This is a genomic window from Kitasatospora sp. NPDC048540 (assembly GCF_040651175.1).
Taxonomy (GTDB): domain Bacteria; phylum Actinomycetota; class Actinomycetes; order Streptomycetales; family Streptomycetaceae; genus Kitasatospora.
Genome location: NZ_JBEZIR010000033.1, coordinates 1 through 16,655 on the forward strand (window position 1 = coordinate 1; position 16,655 = coordinate 16,655).

At 74.7% G+C, this 16,655-nt stretch carries 12 protein-coding genes; 3 read left to right on the forward strand and 9 right to left on the reverse strand.

Annotated features, from left to right (window positions below):
* Positions 1 to 114 precede the first annotated feature (114 nt).
* Positions 115 to 2,340: a catalase/peroxidase HPI gene (gene katG / locus AB0D08_RS15690; protein WP_359889137.1), complete on the reverse strand. Its 2,226-nt coding sequence runs from the start codon at positions 2,338 to 2,340 to the stop codon at positions 115 to 117.
* 415 nt (positions 2,341 to 2,755) lie between these two features.
* Here katG and AB0D08_RS15695 point away from each other — a divergent pair, with 415 nt between their 5' ends.
* Together AB0D08_RS15695 and AB0D08_RS15700 are read left to right on the forward strand one after the other, a co-directional pair.
* On the forward strand, positions 2,756 to 3,166 hold the full coding sequence (locus tag AB0D08_RS15695; protein WP_033821139.1) for a Fur family transcriptional regulator: 411 nt from the start codon (positions 2,756 to 2,758) through the stop codon (positions 3,164 to 3,166).
* Between the two features lie 160 nt (positions 3,167 to 3,326).
* Positions 3,327 to 4,160: a PIG-L family deacetylase gene (locus AB0D08_RS15700; protein WP_033821138.1), complete on the forward strand. Its 834-nt coding sequence runs from the start codon at positions 3,327 to 3,329 to the stop codon at positions 4,158 to 4,160.
* A 20-nt stretch (positions 4,161 to 4,180) separates the two neighbouring features.
* Here AB0D08_RS15700 and AB0D08_RS15705 read toward each other — a convergent pair whose 3' ends face one another.
* The 8 genes from AB0D08_RS15705 to AB0D08_RS15740 form a co-directional block, all read right to left on the reverse strand.
* Positions 4,181 to 5,410, reverse strand: a complete 1,230-nt coding sequence (locus AB0D08_RS15705) for a TIGR02679 family protein (protein ID WP_359889140.1) — start codon at positions 5,408 to 5,410, stop codon at positions 4,181 to 4,183.
* Complete coding sequence (locus AB0D08_RS15710; protein WP_359889142.1) at positions 5,407 to 9,513, reverse strand: TIGR02680 family protein; 4,107 nt, start codon at positions 9,511 to 9,513, stop codon at positions 5,407 to 5,409. Before AB0D08_RS15710 ends, AB0D08_RS15705 begins: the two co-directional genes overlap by 4 nt.
* Positions 9,510 to 10,757 carry a TIGR02678 family protein gene (locus AB0D08_RS15715; protein ID WP_033821134.1) on the reverse strand — a complete coding sequence of 416 codons (1,248 nt, stop codon included), beginning with the start codon at positions 10,755 to 10,757 and terminating at the stop codon, positions 9,510 to 9,512. Before AB0D08_RS15715 ends, AB0D08_RS15710 begins: the two co-directional genes overlap by 4 nt.
* Positions 10,754 to 12,265, reverse strand: a complete 1,512-nt coding sequence (locus AB0D08_RS15720; RefSeq protein WP_199520352.1) for a TIGR02677 family protein — start codon at positions 12,263 to 12,265, stop codon at positions 10,754 to 10,756. Before AB0D08_RS15720 ends, AB0D08_RS15715 begins: the two co-directional genes overlap by 4 nt.
* 203 nt (positions 12,266 to 12,468) lie before the next feature.
* Complete coding sequence (locus AB0D08_RS15725; protein WP_051812709.1) at positions 12,469 to 13,434, reverse strand: oxygenase MpaB family protein; 966 nt, start codon at positions 13,432 to 13,434, stop codon at positions 12,469 to 12,471.
* Between the two features lie 117 nt (positions 13,435 to 13,551).
* Complete coding sequence (locus tag AB0D08_RS15730; protein WP_359889145.1) at positions 13,552 to 13,968, reverse strand: spore-associated protein A; 417 nt, start codon at positions 13,966 to 13,968, stop codon at positions 13,552 to 13,554.
* Positions 13,969 to 14,097: 129 nt separating this feature from the next.
* Entirely contained in the window at positions 14,098 to 15,087 is a 990-nt protein-coding gene (locus tag AB0D08_RS15735) for a phospholipase (RefSeq protein WP_359889148.1), read from the reverse strand.
* 166 nt (positions 15,088 to 15,253) lie between these two features.
* Positions 15,254 to 15,610 (reverse strand): hypothetical protein, encoded by a 357-nt coding sequence (locus tag AB0D08_RS15740; protein ID WP_033821132.1) that lies wholly within the window; start codon positions 15,608 to 15,610, stop codon positions 15,254 to 15,256.
* A gap of 331 nt (positions 15,611 to 15,941) precedes the next feature.
* Here AB0D08_RS15740 and AB0D08_RS15745 point away from each other — a divergent pair, with 331 nt between their 5' ends.
* A complete protein-coding gene (locus AB0D08_RS15745) occupies positions 15,942 to 16,547 on the forward strand; it encodes a DUF2199 domain-containing protein (RefSeq protein WP_359889150.1) in 606 nt (201 codons plus the stop codon).
* Positions 16,548 to 16,655 lie beyond the last annotated feature (108 nt).

Below are 16,655 nucleotides of genomic sequence, written 5' to 3' on the forward strand. Positions count from 1 at the left end.
GCCTCCCCACCCCCCGGGGGCGGCGGGGCGCGGCCGCGGGGGGGGCCGGGGGGGGGCCACCCGGCGGCCGCCCGCCCCGCCCGGGCGCCCCCCCCCCCCACGCCGTGGACGGGATCAGACCAGGTCGAACCGGTCCAGGTCCATCACCTTGGCCCAGGCCGCGACGAAGTCCGCCACGAACTTCTCCTTCGCGTCGTCGCTCGCGTAGACCTCCGCGAGCGCCCGCAGCTCGGAGTTGGAACCGAACACCAGGTCGGCCCGGCTGCCGGTCCACCGGACCTCGCCCGTGGCCGCGTCGCGGCCCTCGAACGTGTTGGCGTCCCCGGAGGTCGCGCTCCAGGTCGTGCCCAGGTCGAGCAGGTTGACGAAGAAGTCGTTGGTCAGCGACCCGGGGGTGGCGGTCAGGACGCCGAGCTGCGACTGCTGGTGGTTGGCGCCCAGCACCCGCAGGCCGCCGACCAGGACCGTCAGCTCGGGGGCGCTCAGGTTCAGCAGGTTGGCCCGGTCGATCAGCAGGTACTCGGCCGGCAGCCGGCTGCCCTTGCCGAGGTAGTTGCGGAACCCGTCCGCGGCCGGCTCCAGCGCCGCGAACGACTCCACGTCGGTCTGCTCCTGCGAGGCGTCGGTGCGCCCCGGTGCGAAGGGCACCTCGACGTCGAATCCGGCGTCCTTGGCGGCCTTCTCGACGGCGGTGCCGCCGGCCAGCACGATCAGGTCGGCCAGCGAGACCTGACGGCCGCCGGCGGCGTTGAACTCCTGCTGGACGCCCTCCAGGGTGCGCAGCACGGCGGCCAGCCGGTCGGGCTCGTTGACCTCCCAGCCGGCCTGCGGCTGCAGGCGGATGCGCGCACCGTTGGCGCCGCCGCGCTTGTCGCTGCCGCGGAACGAGGAGGCAGCGGCCCACGCGGTGGAGACCAGCTCGGACACCGACAGGCCGGAGGCGAGGATCCGGGCCTTGAGGTCGGCGATCTCGGAGGCGCCGACCGGCTCGCCGGCCGCGGCGGGCAGCGGGTCCTGCCACAGCAGCGTCTCGGACGGGACCTCCGGGCCGAGGTAGCGCACGACCGGGCCCATGTCGCGGTGGGTCAGCTTGAACCAGGCGCGGGCGAAGGCGTCGGCGAACGCGGCGGGGTCCGCCAGGAAGCGCCGCGAGATCTGCTCGTACGCCGGGTCGAAGCGCAGCGACAGGTCGGTGGTGAGCATGGTCGGGGCGTGGGTCTTCGCCGCGTCGTGGGCGTCGGGGACGGTGCCGGCGCCCGCGCCGTTCTTCGGCCGCCACTGGTTGGCGCCGGCGGGGCTCTGGAACAGCTCCCACTCGTAGCCGAACAGGATCTCGAAGAAGCTGTTGTCCCAGGTGATCGGCGTGTTGGTCCAGATGCCCTCGAGGCCGCTGGTGATCGCGTCGCCGCCCTTGCCGGTACCGAAGGAGTTCTTCCAGCCGAGGCCCTGCTGCTCCAGCGGGGCGGCCTCGGGGTCGGCGCCGACGGCGTCGGCCGGGCCCGCGCCGTGGGTCTTGCCGAAGGTGTGGCCGCCCGCGATCAGGGCCACCGTCTCCTCGTCGTTCATCGCCATCCGGCGGAAGGTCTCGCGGATGTCGCGGGCCGCGGCGATCGGGTCCGGGGTGCCGTTCGGGCCCTCCGGGTTGACGTAGATCAGGCCCATCTGGACCGCGCCGAGCGGGTTCTCCAGCTCACGGTCGCCGGTGTAGCGCTCGTCGCCGAGCCAGGTGGTCTCGGGGCCCCAGTAGACGTCCTCGTCGGGCTCCCAGACGTCGGCCCGGCCGCCGCCGAAGCCGAAGGTCTCGAAGCCCATCGACTCCAGGGCGACGTTGCCGGCCAGGATCATCAGGTCGGCCCAGGAGAGGTTCTGGCCGTACTTCTTCTTGACCGGCCACAGCAGGCGGCGGGCCTTGTCCAGGTTGCCGTTGTCCGGCCAGCTGTTCAGCGGGGCGAAGCGCTGCTGGCCGGCGCCGGCGCCGCCGCGGCCGTCGCTGATCCGGTAGGTGCCGGCGCTGTGCCAGGCCATCCGGATCATGAACGGGCCGTAGTGCCCGAAGTCGGCCGGCCACCAGTCCTGCGAGGTGGTCAGGACCTCGGCGATGTCCTGCTTCACCGCCGCGAGGTCGAGGGTGTTGAACGCCGCGGCATAGTCGAACTCCCCGCCGAGCGGGTTGGCCACCGCCGGGTTCTTGGCAAGGATCTTCAGATTGAGGCGCTCCGGCCACCACTGGCGGTTGCCGCCGCCCTGGGTCGGGTGCGGGGCCCGCCCGTGCACGACGGGACAGCCGCCCGCGCCCTCCGACTTCGCCTCGGTGACGATTGCGTCATGGTTCTCAGACATGGGAATCCTTCCGGACCTGGCGGATCACGATGCTAAGGAAGTGCTGGTGGTGGGCCCGGACACCGGCGCCGGCGGGTACGGCACAGCCGGCCCCGGCGCTCCCCTCGAACCGGGCCGGGCGGTCGGCGGGATCGGTCCGGCGGAGCCGGCGCGGCCGCCGTCACGGACGGTTCCGGGCAGCGCGACACGGGTACCCGTCACCCGAAGGCCGGCACCGCAACGCTCCTCGGCGGTGGCCGTCACATCGCTCTCTCCTACCGTTCCGGGGTCAACCCGTCCCTTGGCTATCACCGGAACCGATCCTACGATGGACAGGATCCAAGTCAAGAAGAACACCAGACTCACATCCGATCGGACCCGAGACACCCGCTGATAAACTCCGGACACCCCCATGATCCTGAATAGGTGAAGCGATATGAGTGACCTACTGGCGCGACTGCGCGAACGCGGCTGGCGGATGACCTCCCAGCGGCGTGTCGTAGCGGAGGTCCTCGACGGCGACCACGTCCACCTCACCGCCGACGAGGTGCACGCCCGCGCGGCCCAGCGGCTGCCGGAGATCTCCCGGGCGACCGTCTACAACACCCTCGGCGAACTGGTCTCCCTCGGCGAGGTCATGGAGGTCTCCACCGACGGCCGCGCCCGCCGCTACGACCCCAACGCGCACCACCCGCACCAGCACCTGGTCTGCTCCGGCTGCGGCACCATCCGCGACGTCCACCCCACCGGCAGCCCGCTGGCCGACCTCCCGGCCGAGGAGCGCTTCGGCTTCACCCTCTCCGGGGTCGAGGTCACCTACCGGGGGCTGTGCCCGGCCTGCGCGTAGCGCGCGGACGCGCGCGGGGCCGGGAATCTTCCTCCGTCCCCGGTGGTTCAGGTGCCCGGAACGCAGAACTACGGCGAGGGCGCCCGGGATTCGGGGCGGCCGCCGGCCCGGCTGCCGCAGACTGTGGCCCGAGCATATGTCGAACCCGAGGATGGATTTCATGGTTGAACGGCCCCTGACGCTGATGGCGGTACACGCGCACCCCGACGACGAGGCCACCGGGACCGGGGGCGTCCTGGCGCGGTACGCGGCCGAGGGCATCCGCACGGTCCTGGTCACGTGTACCGACGGCGGCTGCGGCGACGGACCGGGGGGCGTCAAGCCGGGCGAGCCCGCGCACGATCCGGCGGCCGTCGTCGCGATGCGTCGCGAGGAACTCGAGGCGAGCTGCGAGATCCTGAAGGTCGATCACCTGGAGCTGTTGGAGTACGCCGACTCCGGGATGATGGGCTGGGCGGCCAACGACGCCCCCGGGTCGTTCTGGCGGACGCCCGTGGCGGAGGGCGCCGCCCGGCTGGCCGAACTGATGCGGCGTCACCGGCCCGACGTGGTCGTGACGTACGACGAGAACGGGTTCTACGGCCACCCCGACCACATCCAGGCGAACCGCATCACCATGGCGGCGCTCGAGCTGACCGATCTGACGCCGAAGGTGTACTGGACGACCGCGCCGCGCTCGATGATGCAGCGCTTCGGTGAGGTCATGCAGGAGTTCGGCGAGGGCCGGCCGGAGCCGGACCCGGCGGAGACCGCCGCGCTGGCCGAGATCGGCCTCCCCGACGAGGAGATCACCACCTGGGTGGACACCACCGCGTTCGGCGGCCAGAAGTTCGACGCGCTGGCCGCGCACGCCAGCCAGGGCGAGAACATCTTCTTCCTCAAGATGGGCAAGGAGCGGTTCACCGAGCTGATGGGCGTGGAGACCTTCGTCCGGGTCCGGGACACCACCGGCGCCACGACGCCGGAGAACGACCTCTTCGCCGGGCTGCGCTGACCCCTGCGCGGTACGGACCCTCACCGTGGGCGGACCTGGCGCGCCAGGTCCGCCATCAGCTCGTCGGCGACCACCTCCTCGACCACCGCGGTGCGCAGTTCGGCCATCGCGTCGACCAGGTCCCGGTCCCACGGGGCGGGGGTGAGGCGCCCGGGGTCGGGGCCGGCGGGGACCCGGGTCACGGCCGCCCGGTAGTCGGCGGCGGTCATCCGCCAGGGGGCCGCGCCGGTCCGGGCCAGGACGTGGGCGACGATCCGGATGCCCTCGCCGTCGAAGTCACCGTGGTGGCGCAGCGCCGCGCCGCGGTCGGCGAGCAGGTGCAGCAGGTGGACGACGGCGGTGTTGGGCCAGCCGGAGGTGCAGACCACCGGCGGGCAGGACGGGCCGAAGCGGCGCAGCGCGAGGGCGAGCACGCTGGGATTCTCGGTGAGGTGCACCGGCCCGCCGAGGCCGCCGAGCGGCCCGGGCGAGCGCAGTTGGGCGAGGGTCAGGCTGACGGGGTGTCCGGCTTCGGCGCAGATCCGGGCGGTCCGCGCGAGCGGCCCGTCGCCGGGCAGCCGGAGGCCGGCGGCGAGCACCGTGGCGGAGAGTTCGTCGTCGGTGACGCCGGCCCGGCTCCAGAGCGCGCGCCGGGCGGCGGCGTCCTCGGGCACGCCGGTGCCGTACAGCACGGCCAGCGCCCGCAGCACCAGGGAGGACAGCCTGGTCCCGTCGTCGAGGGCGTGGGAGTCGCCGTCGAGCAGCCGGGCGGCGAGGACCGGGAGCGGTTCGCCGTCGGCCGGGACCGCCGCCAGGACGGTCAGCGCGGCGGTCAGCAGACCGCGGGTCCGCTCGGGTGAGCCGTCGATCAGGCCGTGCCCTCGCAGCTGGGCCGCCCACTCCAGCAGCACGGGCTGCGCCGTGACCACCTCGTGGCCGGCCAGCCAGTCCCAGACCGCGGCGCGGCGGCCCGCCTCGCGTTCGCGGTCGGCGGCCCGGTCGCCGACCGGCCCGAGGATGGCGGCCACCACCTCCCGGACCGGCCGGCCGCAGGCGTCCGCCACCGCGGTCTCCAGCCTCGCCAGGGGGATCGTCGGCTCGGCTCCGGGGAGCCGGTCGAGCCCGAGGAGGTCGGCCAGGGCCTCGCGGCCGGCCTCGTCGAGCGGCCCGACCCGTATCCGGCTGACCGGCCGCCCGGCCGAGAGGCGGTCGTGGACGGCCCGCCACAGCGGCCGCAGCGCCGGGAGGTCGAGCGGGTGGCGGCCGGTCATCCCACCGCCGCGGGGCCCGGGACGTCCTCGTCCGGCACCAGGTCGGCGCCGGTCCAGGTGAACCGGGCGCTGGTGACGGCGTCGTCGCCGTCGGTCCCGGTGATCAGCTGGTGGACGGCGATGCCGGGGAGTTCCCGGTAGGTGCCCCACTCGTGGTCGGAGGTGAGCACCAGGTCGAGGTCGAGCGCCGCCAGCAGGCCGAAGACCTGGCCGCGGTTGACCGTGTCGACGCCGACGAAGACCTCGTCGAGCAGGATCAGCCGCGGGGACTCCGGGACCGCCTCGTAGTGGGCGGCGACGGCGGCGAACAGCGGCAGGTGGAGCGCGATGGCCTTCTCGCCGCCGGAGAGCGCGCCGTGCAGCTTCTTGGTGAGCAGCTGCCAGCCGGCGCCGTTGGCCCGGTCCAGCTTGACGACGAACTGGTGCCAGGCCGTGTAGTCGAGCACCTCGGCCAGCTGCTCCTCCCAGGTGGCCGCCGTGTTGCGGGTCCTGGCCTCCTCGATCCGGCCGCGGAAGAAGGCGTGCAGCGCCTCGCGGTCGGCCTCGGTGATCCTGGCCGGATCCTTGAGCAGGAGTTCACGGGCCGTCCTGGTGCCGGCGGGAAGGTCGGGGTGGATCTGCCAGACCAGGCGGACGGCGACCCGGGAGGCGGTGCGGACCCGTTCGAGATGGCCGTTCATCCGCTCGACCAGCTCACCGGACTGGCGGATGCGGGACGCCAGGTGGCGCCGGATGTCACCGGTGAGGGTCTGGTCGAAGAGGTCGCGTTCGGCGGCGGTGATGTCCTCGCGGCTGCGGTCCCGGTCCTCGGTAAGGGCGGTGAGCAGGCCCGCGGCGCCGGTGCGGACACCGTCGACGGTGGCGGTCAGGACGTGGATGTCCTCGTCGGCCTCCAGTTCGAGGTCGGCGCGGGCGCTGAGGCTCTGGCGGGCCCGGTGGACGGCCTCGGCCAGGCGGTTGAGCGCGTCGCCGAGATTGCGCGGGCCGTGCGGGAGGTTCGGCCAGCCGGCGGCGGTCTCGCGGGCCGCTTCGAGGGTGGCGCGGGTGCCGTCCTCGGCGGTGAGGGCGAGCGGGCGGCCGGCGTCCTCGGGGAAGCCGAGCGCGCACAGGCGCCGGAACCGCCGGGCGGCGTCGTTGCGCCCGGCCACCGCCTCGTCCCGGCGTTCCGCGTCCTGGGCGGTGGCCGTGCCCAGTGAGCCGATCCGGCCTTCCAGGGCGATCAAGGCCCTGGTGCCGTCCGCGAGCGCGGCGCGGGTCCGGCGCAGCGACGTGCGCAGGCCGCTGATCCGGGCGGCCACCTCGCGGTAGTCCGCACCGATGGTGCTCTCGACCGCGGCGAGCGCCGCGCGCAGGCTCCGGGCGACGGCCTCGGCCTGGTCCGCCTCGGCCTCGCCGTCCTCGGCCACGGCCCGGGAGTCCTCGGCCCGGGCGCGGGCGGCGTCCCAGGCCTGGCGGGCCGCCAGCGAGGCGAGCCGGGAGTCCAGCCAAATGTCGGCGTGGTCGCGCAGCGCGTCGACGGCGGCGGCGGCGGACGCCAGGGCGGCCCGCTCGGCCGGCAGGCCGTGTTCGGCGGCGGTGACGGCGAGCCTGCGGGACGCGCCGTCGACCGCCTCCTCGCGCCGGGCGAGCCGTCCGACGGCCTCGCGGACGGCGTCCTCGCGGGCTCCCACCTCGGACTCCGAACGCTCCCGGGCGCGCCGGTGCTGCTCCACCTCCCGGTGGTGCGGCCGGGCCGCGAGGTCGGCGCCCAGGCGCTGCCGGCGGCCGGCGAGGGCGCGCAGCTGCTCGTCGGCCGCGGCAACCTCGGCGCTCACCTCGGCCAGCCGGGCGGTGAGTTCGGTGATCCGGCGCTGCCTGGCCCGGGCCCGGGCGACGGCGCCGATGTGGCCGGACTCGTCCTTGGTCCAACTGCCGGTGGCCGTGGCGAGCCGCCAGCCGCCGTCCGCCGCGACGGCGGCCGGGTGGCCCGCGGGGAGGGTTGGGCCGTACGCGATGCCGGCGAGCAGCCGCCGGACCAGGTCGGCCGGGACGGGACCGTCGGGTTCGGGCTGCAGGACGTCCAGCAGCGAGCGGCCGGGGGCAGGGGTGGCCGATGCCGGGTCGGCGAGCGTGTCGTGGCCGGGGACGGCGAGGCCGCCGTCGGGGGTGAGCCACGCGTCCAGCAGTCCGGCCGCCTCCAGGGCCGCTTCGATGCCGGCCTGGTCGGCGGCCGGCACGTCCGGGCGGAAGGCCAGCAGCTGCCACAGCGGTGCACCCGGCATGGCCGACCGATCCGCGGTGCGGGTGCGGGGCGGCGCCGGTGGGGCACCGGCTCCGGCGGCGGCGTCGTCCAGTTCGGCGGCGGTCTGCGCACGCCGGGCGCGGGCGGCGGCCCGGGCGGCCCGGGCGGTGGTCTCGGCGGCCGTGATGTCGCTCTCGGCGGCGCGGGCGGCGCTCTCGACCAGGGCGAGCACGTCGGTCTCGGCGGCGGCCCGGGAGGCGAGCTCCTCGGGGTCGGCGATGCGGAGTTCGGCGCAGTCGGCGGTCGCCCACCGGTGCAGCCGGTCGGCGAGGGCGTCGACCGCGGACTCGTGGTGCCGGGCGCTGCGGTCGCGCCGCACGACGGCGTCGGCCAGCCCCTCGCGGGCCGTGTCCAGGTCCTCCTCCGCCGCCGTGCGCTGCGCGGTGCACCGCTCCCGGACGTCGACGGCGGCGCGGACCTCGGTGATCTGGCCGTGCCGGGAGGTGACCGCGCCGCGCAGCAGGCGGCGGGCGGCGGACGCCTGCTCCGCCGCCTCCGCGGACGGGCCGGGCGCGGTGTCGAGCATCGTGCGGATCTCGGTGCAGAGGGACTCCAACGCCGCCCGGCGCGCCACGCCGCGGGCCTCCTCCTCGGCGGCGCGGGTGTGCTCGGCCCGGCGCTCCGCCAGCAGCCGTGCCTGCTCGGCCCGTTCGGCATCGTCGGCGGCGGTCCCGGTCCGGCGGCCGGCGGCGGCGCGCAGCCGGGCGGCGGTCTCCTCGGCGCCGTCGGTGCGGCGGCGGAGCTGGTCGAGTTCCTGGCCCTGCCGGTGGATCTCCGAGTCCAGCAGTCCCTCGACGGCGCCTTCGGTCTCCTGGGCGGTGTGCTCGAGTCGCTCGTTGGCGAGGGTGTGCCGCTCGCGTTCGGCGAGTGCCTCGGTGTGCTGCCGGTCGCTCTCGCGGGCGACCCGGGTGAGGTTGTCCAACTCGGTGGTGGCGGAGATCAGCGCGGCCGCGCCGGCCCGCAGGACCCGCTGGGCGTAGCCGCGTTGCTGGGCCGCGACGGTGGTGGCCGCGGTGACCTCCTCGTCCAGGGTGCGCAGGTGCTCGCGCTGCCGGTCGAGCCGTTCGAAGCCTTCGGCGAGTTCGGTGATCTCGCCCTGGCCGAGCGGGGGCAGCGCCCGCGAGAGCAGCGAGGACAGCAGGGACGGGTCGAGCCGTTCGGAGAGCTTCGGGGTGCGCAGTTGCAGCAGGGCGGTGATCAGGGCGTCGTAACGCTGCTCGCTGAGCCCGGGGAAGAGGGTGGTGCGGACCGCGCCGCGGTGGTCGGCGGCCGAGGCGTGCACTTCGCCGCGGCCCTGGAGGGCCTCGGCGAGTGCGGCGCGGGTCAGCGGCTGGCCGGAGCCGCCGGCGAGGGCGAGCCCGCCGGGGCGGTCGATCCGCGCGGTGGTGGTGAAGAAGTCGGCAGTGACGCCGCTGGTGTGGATGCTCGCCTGGAGCCGTGCGCCGCAGGTGAACCAGGCCGGGAGGGCGCCGCGGGCGTCGACGAACTCCAGCCAGACGTAGCCGACCCGGGTCTTGCCGGAGGCGCCCTCCCCCATCAGGTTCCAGTGCATGGTGCGTTCGGAGCCGCCGAAGGTGGACAGCCGGTTCGGGCGCAGGCTGGCGTCGAGGAGGAAGGGCAGCAGCACCTCCAGCGCCTTGGACTTGCCGGTGCCGTTCTGGCCCCTCAGCAGCAGGCGGCCCTGGTGGAAGGTGAACGTCTCGTCGTAGTAGCGCCAGACGTTGAGGATGCCGGCCCGGGCGGGCTGCCACCGCGGCACCGGCCCGGGGCCCGGGTCCGTCGTCCGGGCCGCGGACGGCTGCGGGAGGTGCGTCACGGTCATCGGGTGGGGTCCTCCGTGCTGGGGGCCGGGGTGTCGGCGGCGGTGTCGGCGACCGCGGCCCGGTAGCGCAGGGCCGCGGGCCGCGGGAGCGTCCGGTCGCCCGCCCGGCGGGCCAGGCCGAAGTCGGTGAGGACCCGGACGGCGTCCGCCGCCAGCCGCCCGGCGCCGTCCTGGGACTGGTAGCCCTTCGCCCACTGCGGGAAGCGCCGCAGCAGGTGGTGCGCCTCGGCGGTGAGCTGTTCCGGGGTCAGCCCGCCGGTGGCGGCCGTCAGCGGTTCGAGCAGCAGCAGCGCCGCGACCCGGGCGGTGGCGGAGTCGTCGGGGAACCGGCTGTCCGTGGCGATGCCGTCCGGGTCGACGAGCAGCAGCCCGTCGGCCCGTTCCTCCAGGACGAACCCGCCCTGCTCGGCCGCGCGCCGGACGATCTGGCGTCCGGTGGGCGAGGAGAGGTAGGCCAGTTCCTCGGTGGAGAGCTCGTCGTTGTGGAGCACCGGGTCGTCGAAGAGCCGCCGCAGCACCGAGTGCCGGAGCCTGAGGTTGCGCTGGGTCTCGGAGGCGTCGGCGCCGCCGTACCTCTGCTCGCGCACGGTCTCGCGGAGGAGTTCGGCGAACCGCGGCGGTATCTCCTCGGCCGGTACGGCCAGCCTGGAGGGGCCGACCGGCGCGGCGAGCAGGCGGATCAGCACGGTGGCGTCCACCCGGTAGAGGACCTTGGCGTCGGAGGACTCGGCGAAGCTCTCCGTGACACCGTCGACGGTGAGCAGCGCGCCGTAGGTCTCCAGCAGCTTGAGGACGTCCACGAAGGCCATCCGTTCGGCCCGGTTCGCGGTGTCGAAGGGCGGTAGGGCCGCGTCGGTGGCGCAGGCCTGGACGACGCGGTCGGCGAGCAGGCCGACGGTGGTGACGGGGACGGACAGCAGCTCGGCCGCGGCGACGCACAGCAGGGTGTAGCGGCGGCGGTCGAACGGCGCCCGGCCCGAGCGCGGCCGGCGGGCCGGGCGGGAGGCGTCGGGAGCGGTCCGGATCTTGAGCAGCCGGGCGTAGCCCAGCCGTGGCTCGACCACCAGCTGCCAGCCGCAGTGGTAGTCGAACCACTTGGTCAGCGGATCCTGCCTGCGGCGGATCAGTTCGAAGGCCGACGCATCGCCGCGTTCGGTGATCAGGGGCCGGCCGAGGAGCAGTCGGACGCCCCGGGCGATGTCCTCCCGCTCGGCGAGGACCAGCTGGTTGGCGAGCGTGCTCATCCGGCGGCCTCCCGCACCGGGGCGGACCGGCCGCCGGGGCTGCGGATCTCCACCAGGTGGTCGGGGCCTTCCAGCCGGCCGCGGGGGGTGCTCAGCAGGGCCCGTCCGCCGTCGCCGGGCCGCAGGACGATCTCGACGCGGCCGTCGGAGGTGACCGCCCGGCGTGCACCGGCGCTGTCCGGGCGGACGGCCAGCGCCCGGCCGAGCAGGTCGAGCAGCCGCTCGAAGACGGTGTGGTCCAGCCGGCCGAAGGCGGACAGCCGGACCGGGCCGTCGGTGCCCAGGATGTCCCAGGCCGCTTCGAGTTCGGCGCGCTCCTTGCGGGCGCGTTCGGCCCGGTCGGCCTTGACCTGCCCGATGTCGCGCACCCGGCCGGTGCGGGTGAAGCGCTCGGTACGGCCGCTGGTGCGCAGCAGGGCGGACACCTCGACGGGTGGGGCCTCGGCCCAGCTGTGGGAGGAGGGCACCAGTTCGGGGTCGGGGTGGGCGAGGTGGGCGTGGCGGGCCGGGCCGAGTCCGAAGGCGGCCGACCACAGGTGGTGCAGGTCGTCCTCGGTGGGGGCGGCGGCGAACCAGCGGGCCAGTTCGCGGAAGTCCTGCGCGGCGCTGGAGGACCGCCGCCGCGAGTCGGTGATCCGGTCGAGGACCTGGAGGAGCGTCACGATGGCCCGTCGGGCGACGTCGTGCAGCTGTTCCACCCGCGGCCGGGTGCCGTCGGCCGGCAGGAACCAGGCCCGGAGGCCGTCCCAGCGCGCCCGGCGCCGCTCCAGCCACGCCGGTGCCGGATCCCCGTCGGCGGCCGGGGGCAGCTCCGCGCCGTTCAGCGCGCGCCGGTGCAGCAGGTCGAGGCCGCGCTCCTCGACCCGCCGGACCGCCGAGGCGACCGCCTGGCCGCGCTGGTCGAGGTTGCGCAGGAACTCCTGGAGGTAGGCGACCGTTGCGGCCTTGACCTCCCGGAAGGTCGCCAGGTCCGCGCCCTCGGCGCGCAGCAGGCGCTGCAACTCGCCGTTGAAGGCCTTGGTGTTGGCCAGCAGCGCCTCCAGGTGGCCCTCCAGCTCGTGCAGGGTGGTGAAGACCCGGCGGTCGGAGGTGCTGGCGTCGCCGAGCAGCGTGTACAGCTCGTCGAGCCGGTCGGTGACGGCCTCCAGGACGGCGGTCTGCAGTGCGCCGGTCGCGGCGAGCACGGCGAGGGCCTGCTCGACCGCGGCGAGCGCGGCCTCACCGCGCCGGGTCAGGGAGTACTGGAGGTTGCGGCGCTCGTACTCCTCGGCCGTGCGGTAGTTCTCCGCATGGTTCTGGACGACGTCGAGCAAGCCCCAGGAGCGCAGTTGGCGCAGTGCGTCGTGCAACTCGTCGTCGTCGACGGCGTCGAGCCAGCCGACGGCGCGCAGCCGGGCGCGGACCTCGTCGAGCCCGAGGGCGGTCTCCAGCCGCTCGTTGGCCGCCCCGAACGCTTGTAGGGCGGCGCCGTAGAGCTCGGCCCTCTCCCCGGTCGTGAACCGGAACATCTCCGGCGGGACCCTGCGCACCCGCTCCCCTCCCCTCGGCCGGTCACCCCGTACCCGGCGGGCACCACAGTACGCGGACGCACCGACAGCGCGGAGCGGGATCCGCATCTCGGGCGCCGCACCGGGCGCAGGGGGCGCGGGGTGCCGGCCTGCAACGATCCCGTGCGCCGGGCACGGCCGGGGGCGGCGGAGGGAGCAGCCGCCTACGCGGTACCCCGCGGCCCGCCGGTGGTGTCCGGGGCCGCCGCAGCAGTGGCCCTGGCCTGGGCGGCGGCCCGGATCGGGGACGGTCCGCAGGCCCAGACCATGATCCGGCCGCCGGTCCGTGCCACCGGCAGGTCCCAGGCCGTGCGGACCACCCCGGGCCGGTGGACGCCGAGTTCGTCCCTGGCCCAGTCGGGCAGCAGGCCGAGCGAGGCGTTGGTCAGGAGCCGGACGGCGGTCCGCTCGCGGCGGCTGCGGCCGAAGCCGCGCAGCAGCCGCAGCACCTCAAGGGCGGGTGGCGTCACCCGCAGTTCGGGCCGCGTCCGGGCCAGGTAGGCCGCCACCTCGGCGCGGGAGCGCGGCACCCCGGCGGCGCCCAGCCGTTCGGCGACCAGCGCCGCCTGCGCGTAGTAGTCGTCGGCCTCGGCGGCGGTCACGGGCGTGGTGGCCAGGGTCTGGTACCCGGTCAGGAAGCAGTACACCTCGGCGGTGTGCACCCAGGTGAGCAGCGCCGGGTCGTCGGCTCGGTAGGGGCGGCCGTCCGGTGCGGTGCCGTGGATGTGCGGGTGGATCCTGCGCACGGCCTCGATCGCCGCATCGGCGGCGGCCGTCGAGCCGAGCGTCGTGGTGGTGACGAACCGGGCCGTCCGGTTGAGCCGCCCGGTCGGGTCGGCCCGGAAGTCGGAGTGGGCGTCGACGGCGGCCATCGCCAGCGGGTGCAGGGACTGCAGCAGCAGCGCCGCGAAGCCGCCGACCAGCATGCCGGCCGGGTGGCCGTGCACCCGCCACACCACGCTGTCCGGGCCGAACAGGCCCGGGTCACCGGCCGGCCGGTCGTAGCGTTCCAGGTGCAGATCGGGTCCGTGCACGGTCGCGTTGATCTCGGCCAGCAGCCGGGCGCGCAGCTTCGCCAGCAGGCCCGCTCCGTCCGCCGCCGCCACCGCGCCGGTCCGTTGTGTCGCCATGCCCCACCCCTGCCCCGCCGCCCGGACCACCACGGTACGCCCCCGGCACCGACGCCGGAGGCCCGCGGCCGGTCATCGGCCACGGGCCTCGGAGCGGCCTGGAGGGTCAGCCGCGGATCAGCCGCAGTGGGAGTCGAACCCGCCGCTGACGTTCTCGCCGATGCCGCCCTCCCAGTCGATGCAGGAGTTCGGCGCGTAGAGGTACACCGGGCCTGCGTAGCTGGTGTAGTAGTTCTCGTCGAGCGCCGCCCAGCCGGAGGCGCTCGACTTCTTCAGCCCGGCGAGCATCTGCAGCGCGGGGCCCGGGTTGTTGCGGACCGTCACCACGCAGTTCTTGCCGGTGGAACGGCTGTAGGTCAGCCAGACCGTGCCGCCGGAGTTGAGGTCCCGGTGGTCGATGGTGCTGTAGCCGGAGCCGCAGGCCCCGTTGTACGAGGCGGCCTGGGCGGTCGCCGGCAGGGCTATCGCGGTGCCGCCGGCCACCAGGGCCAGCACTCCGGCCCGGGCGACGGCTCGCTTGCTTCGCTGGTGCATCCGGTGCTGCGCTCCACTCTCGTTCGGTCCGCAAGGGCTGGTGCCCGGACGGGAGTTCGAGAGCGTAGCGGACGGTGGTAGCGGCCGCGTATCGCCCGCCGGGCCGGGTGCCGGCGCCCCGGGGGTCCGCTACCGGAACAGTCGGTCGCCCGCGGTGGCCATCCGGTGGGTGCCGCTGTGGCGGTTGACCCAGTCGCGGACCAGGTTGACGGCGTTGGCGCACTGCCAGCTGTTGTCGTACTCGCGCACCCCGGTGAAGGCGCCGTAGCCCGCGATGATGCCGTCCACCCGCGCGTCGCCCAGCAACTTGTCGACGTACCAGGGGTCGTTGTACGTGGTCGTCCAGGACAGCGTGGCCGCGAGCTGCCCCGCGGCGCGGTCCGCGGCGCCCTTCTTCAGCTCCGCGCAGGTGTTGTAGGTGGCCTCGGTGCAGTTGCCGAACCCCTTGGTGATGTCGCTGTCGCCGTAGTCCATCGCCCGGTGGCCGTCGGGGAATCCGGAGCCGGACCGGTCGAAGGCGTTGCGGGCCTGGTCGCGGGTCCCGGTCGTGGTGATGCCCTCCAGCGGGCCGAGCCTGCCTTCGAGGCTCTGCCAGCCCCGGCCGCCGACGTCCGGGGTGCTGCCGCCGTGGTACTCGTAGAAACCGTAGAGCACCTGGATCCCGGCGGCCGTGAGCCGCTGCGCCTTGTCGCGCAGTCCGGCGACGCTGCAGCCTCGATTCTGCTGCTCCCCGCAGTAGTTGGGGTCCTTGATGTCGAGCCAGACGAGCGCCGGCCGGCGTCCCGCGTTGGCGTTGGCGACGATCCGGTCGATCATGCTGTCGAAGCCGAGGCCGAGCCGGTTGTCCCCGGCCGAGGAACAGTCGTGGTACGCGCGCCACTCGTTCGGGTTCCACCAGGCGCAGATGTCGATCTCGATGCCGTTGGCGCCGTGGCCGAGCGCCGCGTCGACGCCGTCCAGGGTGTCGACCCGGTGGGCGATGGCATAGACCGGGTGCCGCTGGTCGGCCGCGGCCGCCGGGGCCGTACCGAGGGTGGCGACGCCGACGAGCGCGCACACCACGGACATCAGCGTCGACAGGATCCGCGCGCCTGCCCGGCGCCAGGACTGGATGGTCAAGAGGGGACTCCCTCGCACTCGGCGACATGAAGTGGACATGTCGATCTCACCAACCGTATGTGGACGTTCGATGAACGGACATGACATTCGACCGGAAAGCGCCGCTCCGGCACGGCCGGGGCGGGGGCGGGGGCGGGCCGGTCGGGGCCCGGCGGTCAATTGGCGGTCAGGTGGCCAGGCTGAAGTCACCGCCCACCGGTGCGGCGATCTTGTCGACGCCGGTCGGCGCGGTGAGCGTGGTGACCGGCTTGCTGCTGTCCTCGGTGGTGCCGTTGCCGAGCTGCCCGGAGGTGTTATGCCCCCAGGCCTTGAGGCGGTTGTCACTGTCGGTCACGGCCAGGCTGTGGTTGCAGCCGGCCGCGGTCTGCGAGACCCCTCCGAGCTGGCCCTTGTCGTTCAGGCCCCAGGACATCACGGTTCCGTCGGCGAGCAGCGCCAAGGCGCGGGAGGCGCCGGCGATGATGCTCTTGACGGTGGTCAGGCCGGGCACCGGCACGGCGGTGGTGCGGGTGGCCGGGGTCATGCGCCATTCGATACGGGGTGGCCTCCGAAGGAAGCAATCCCGTTGCCCGGCCACGCCCTGACCACCGGTCGGCCGACCGGTCGGCCGAGCGCACTCGGCCCATCCTCACCGGACGAAGTCCCGCCCCGCCGGGCGCGACCGGGGCCGCCACGCGACCGCGGGCTTCGGAGTGGCGTGCGGCGAGGTCGAGTTGCGGTCGCGCCGTCCGGCGGGCGAGATGGGGCCCGCGCCGTGCGGGTGGCCGGCCGGGCCCGACCACGAGGGCAGCGCGACGGGTCGAGGCCGACGTGGAGAGCTGTGGCTCCGTCATCATGTGGTTGACTCTCCGACCATGGCTTGGTGGCGAGGCAGAGACAAGGGTTCCGGGACGGGTGGCGCGGCCGCTCCGCCCGCACCCGCGTGCACGTGCTGCGACGGCACGCTGTCCGCCGGCGATCCCCGGTTCAACCTCTCGCTGCCCGATCCGGTCGCCAAGATGTCGGCCTACGCCCAGGAGACCTGCATCAGGTTCCTGTCCGACTTCATGGTCTCCACCGAGAACATCGGCGCATTCACCCGCGCCCTGCTCCCGGTCACCCTGACCGACGGGCGGACGGTGACCTTCGGTGTGTGGGTCGCGATCGACGGGCCGACGTACCGCTACATCTCCGAGCTGGGCCGCGACGGCACCGACGAGGAGTACGCGACCATGGAGTTCGACGGGCTTCTCGCCAACGCCCTGGAGCCGTGGGGGCGCAAGGTCCTGCGTGCCGAGGTGTCCGTCGCGATCCCCGACTCCCCGTTCGACCGGCCGACGCCGCAGATCATCAGCAGCACCCACGCCACGGTGACCCGCATGCTGAGCGAGCCGTGGGCGCCGGGGAAGGTGCTCACGGGCAGCCGCGCCTGGGCGCTGCGGTACGACGCCGACGCCCCGCCGGTCCCCCACCTCCACTGAGGCACGCGCTCCGGACGTTACTGCTTGACAGCCTGCGCAATACTGTAACGCGCACGGCCCGGGCGTTGTTCGAGCGGGCAGCGCGGCTCGGGCCCCGCGGCCCGAGGA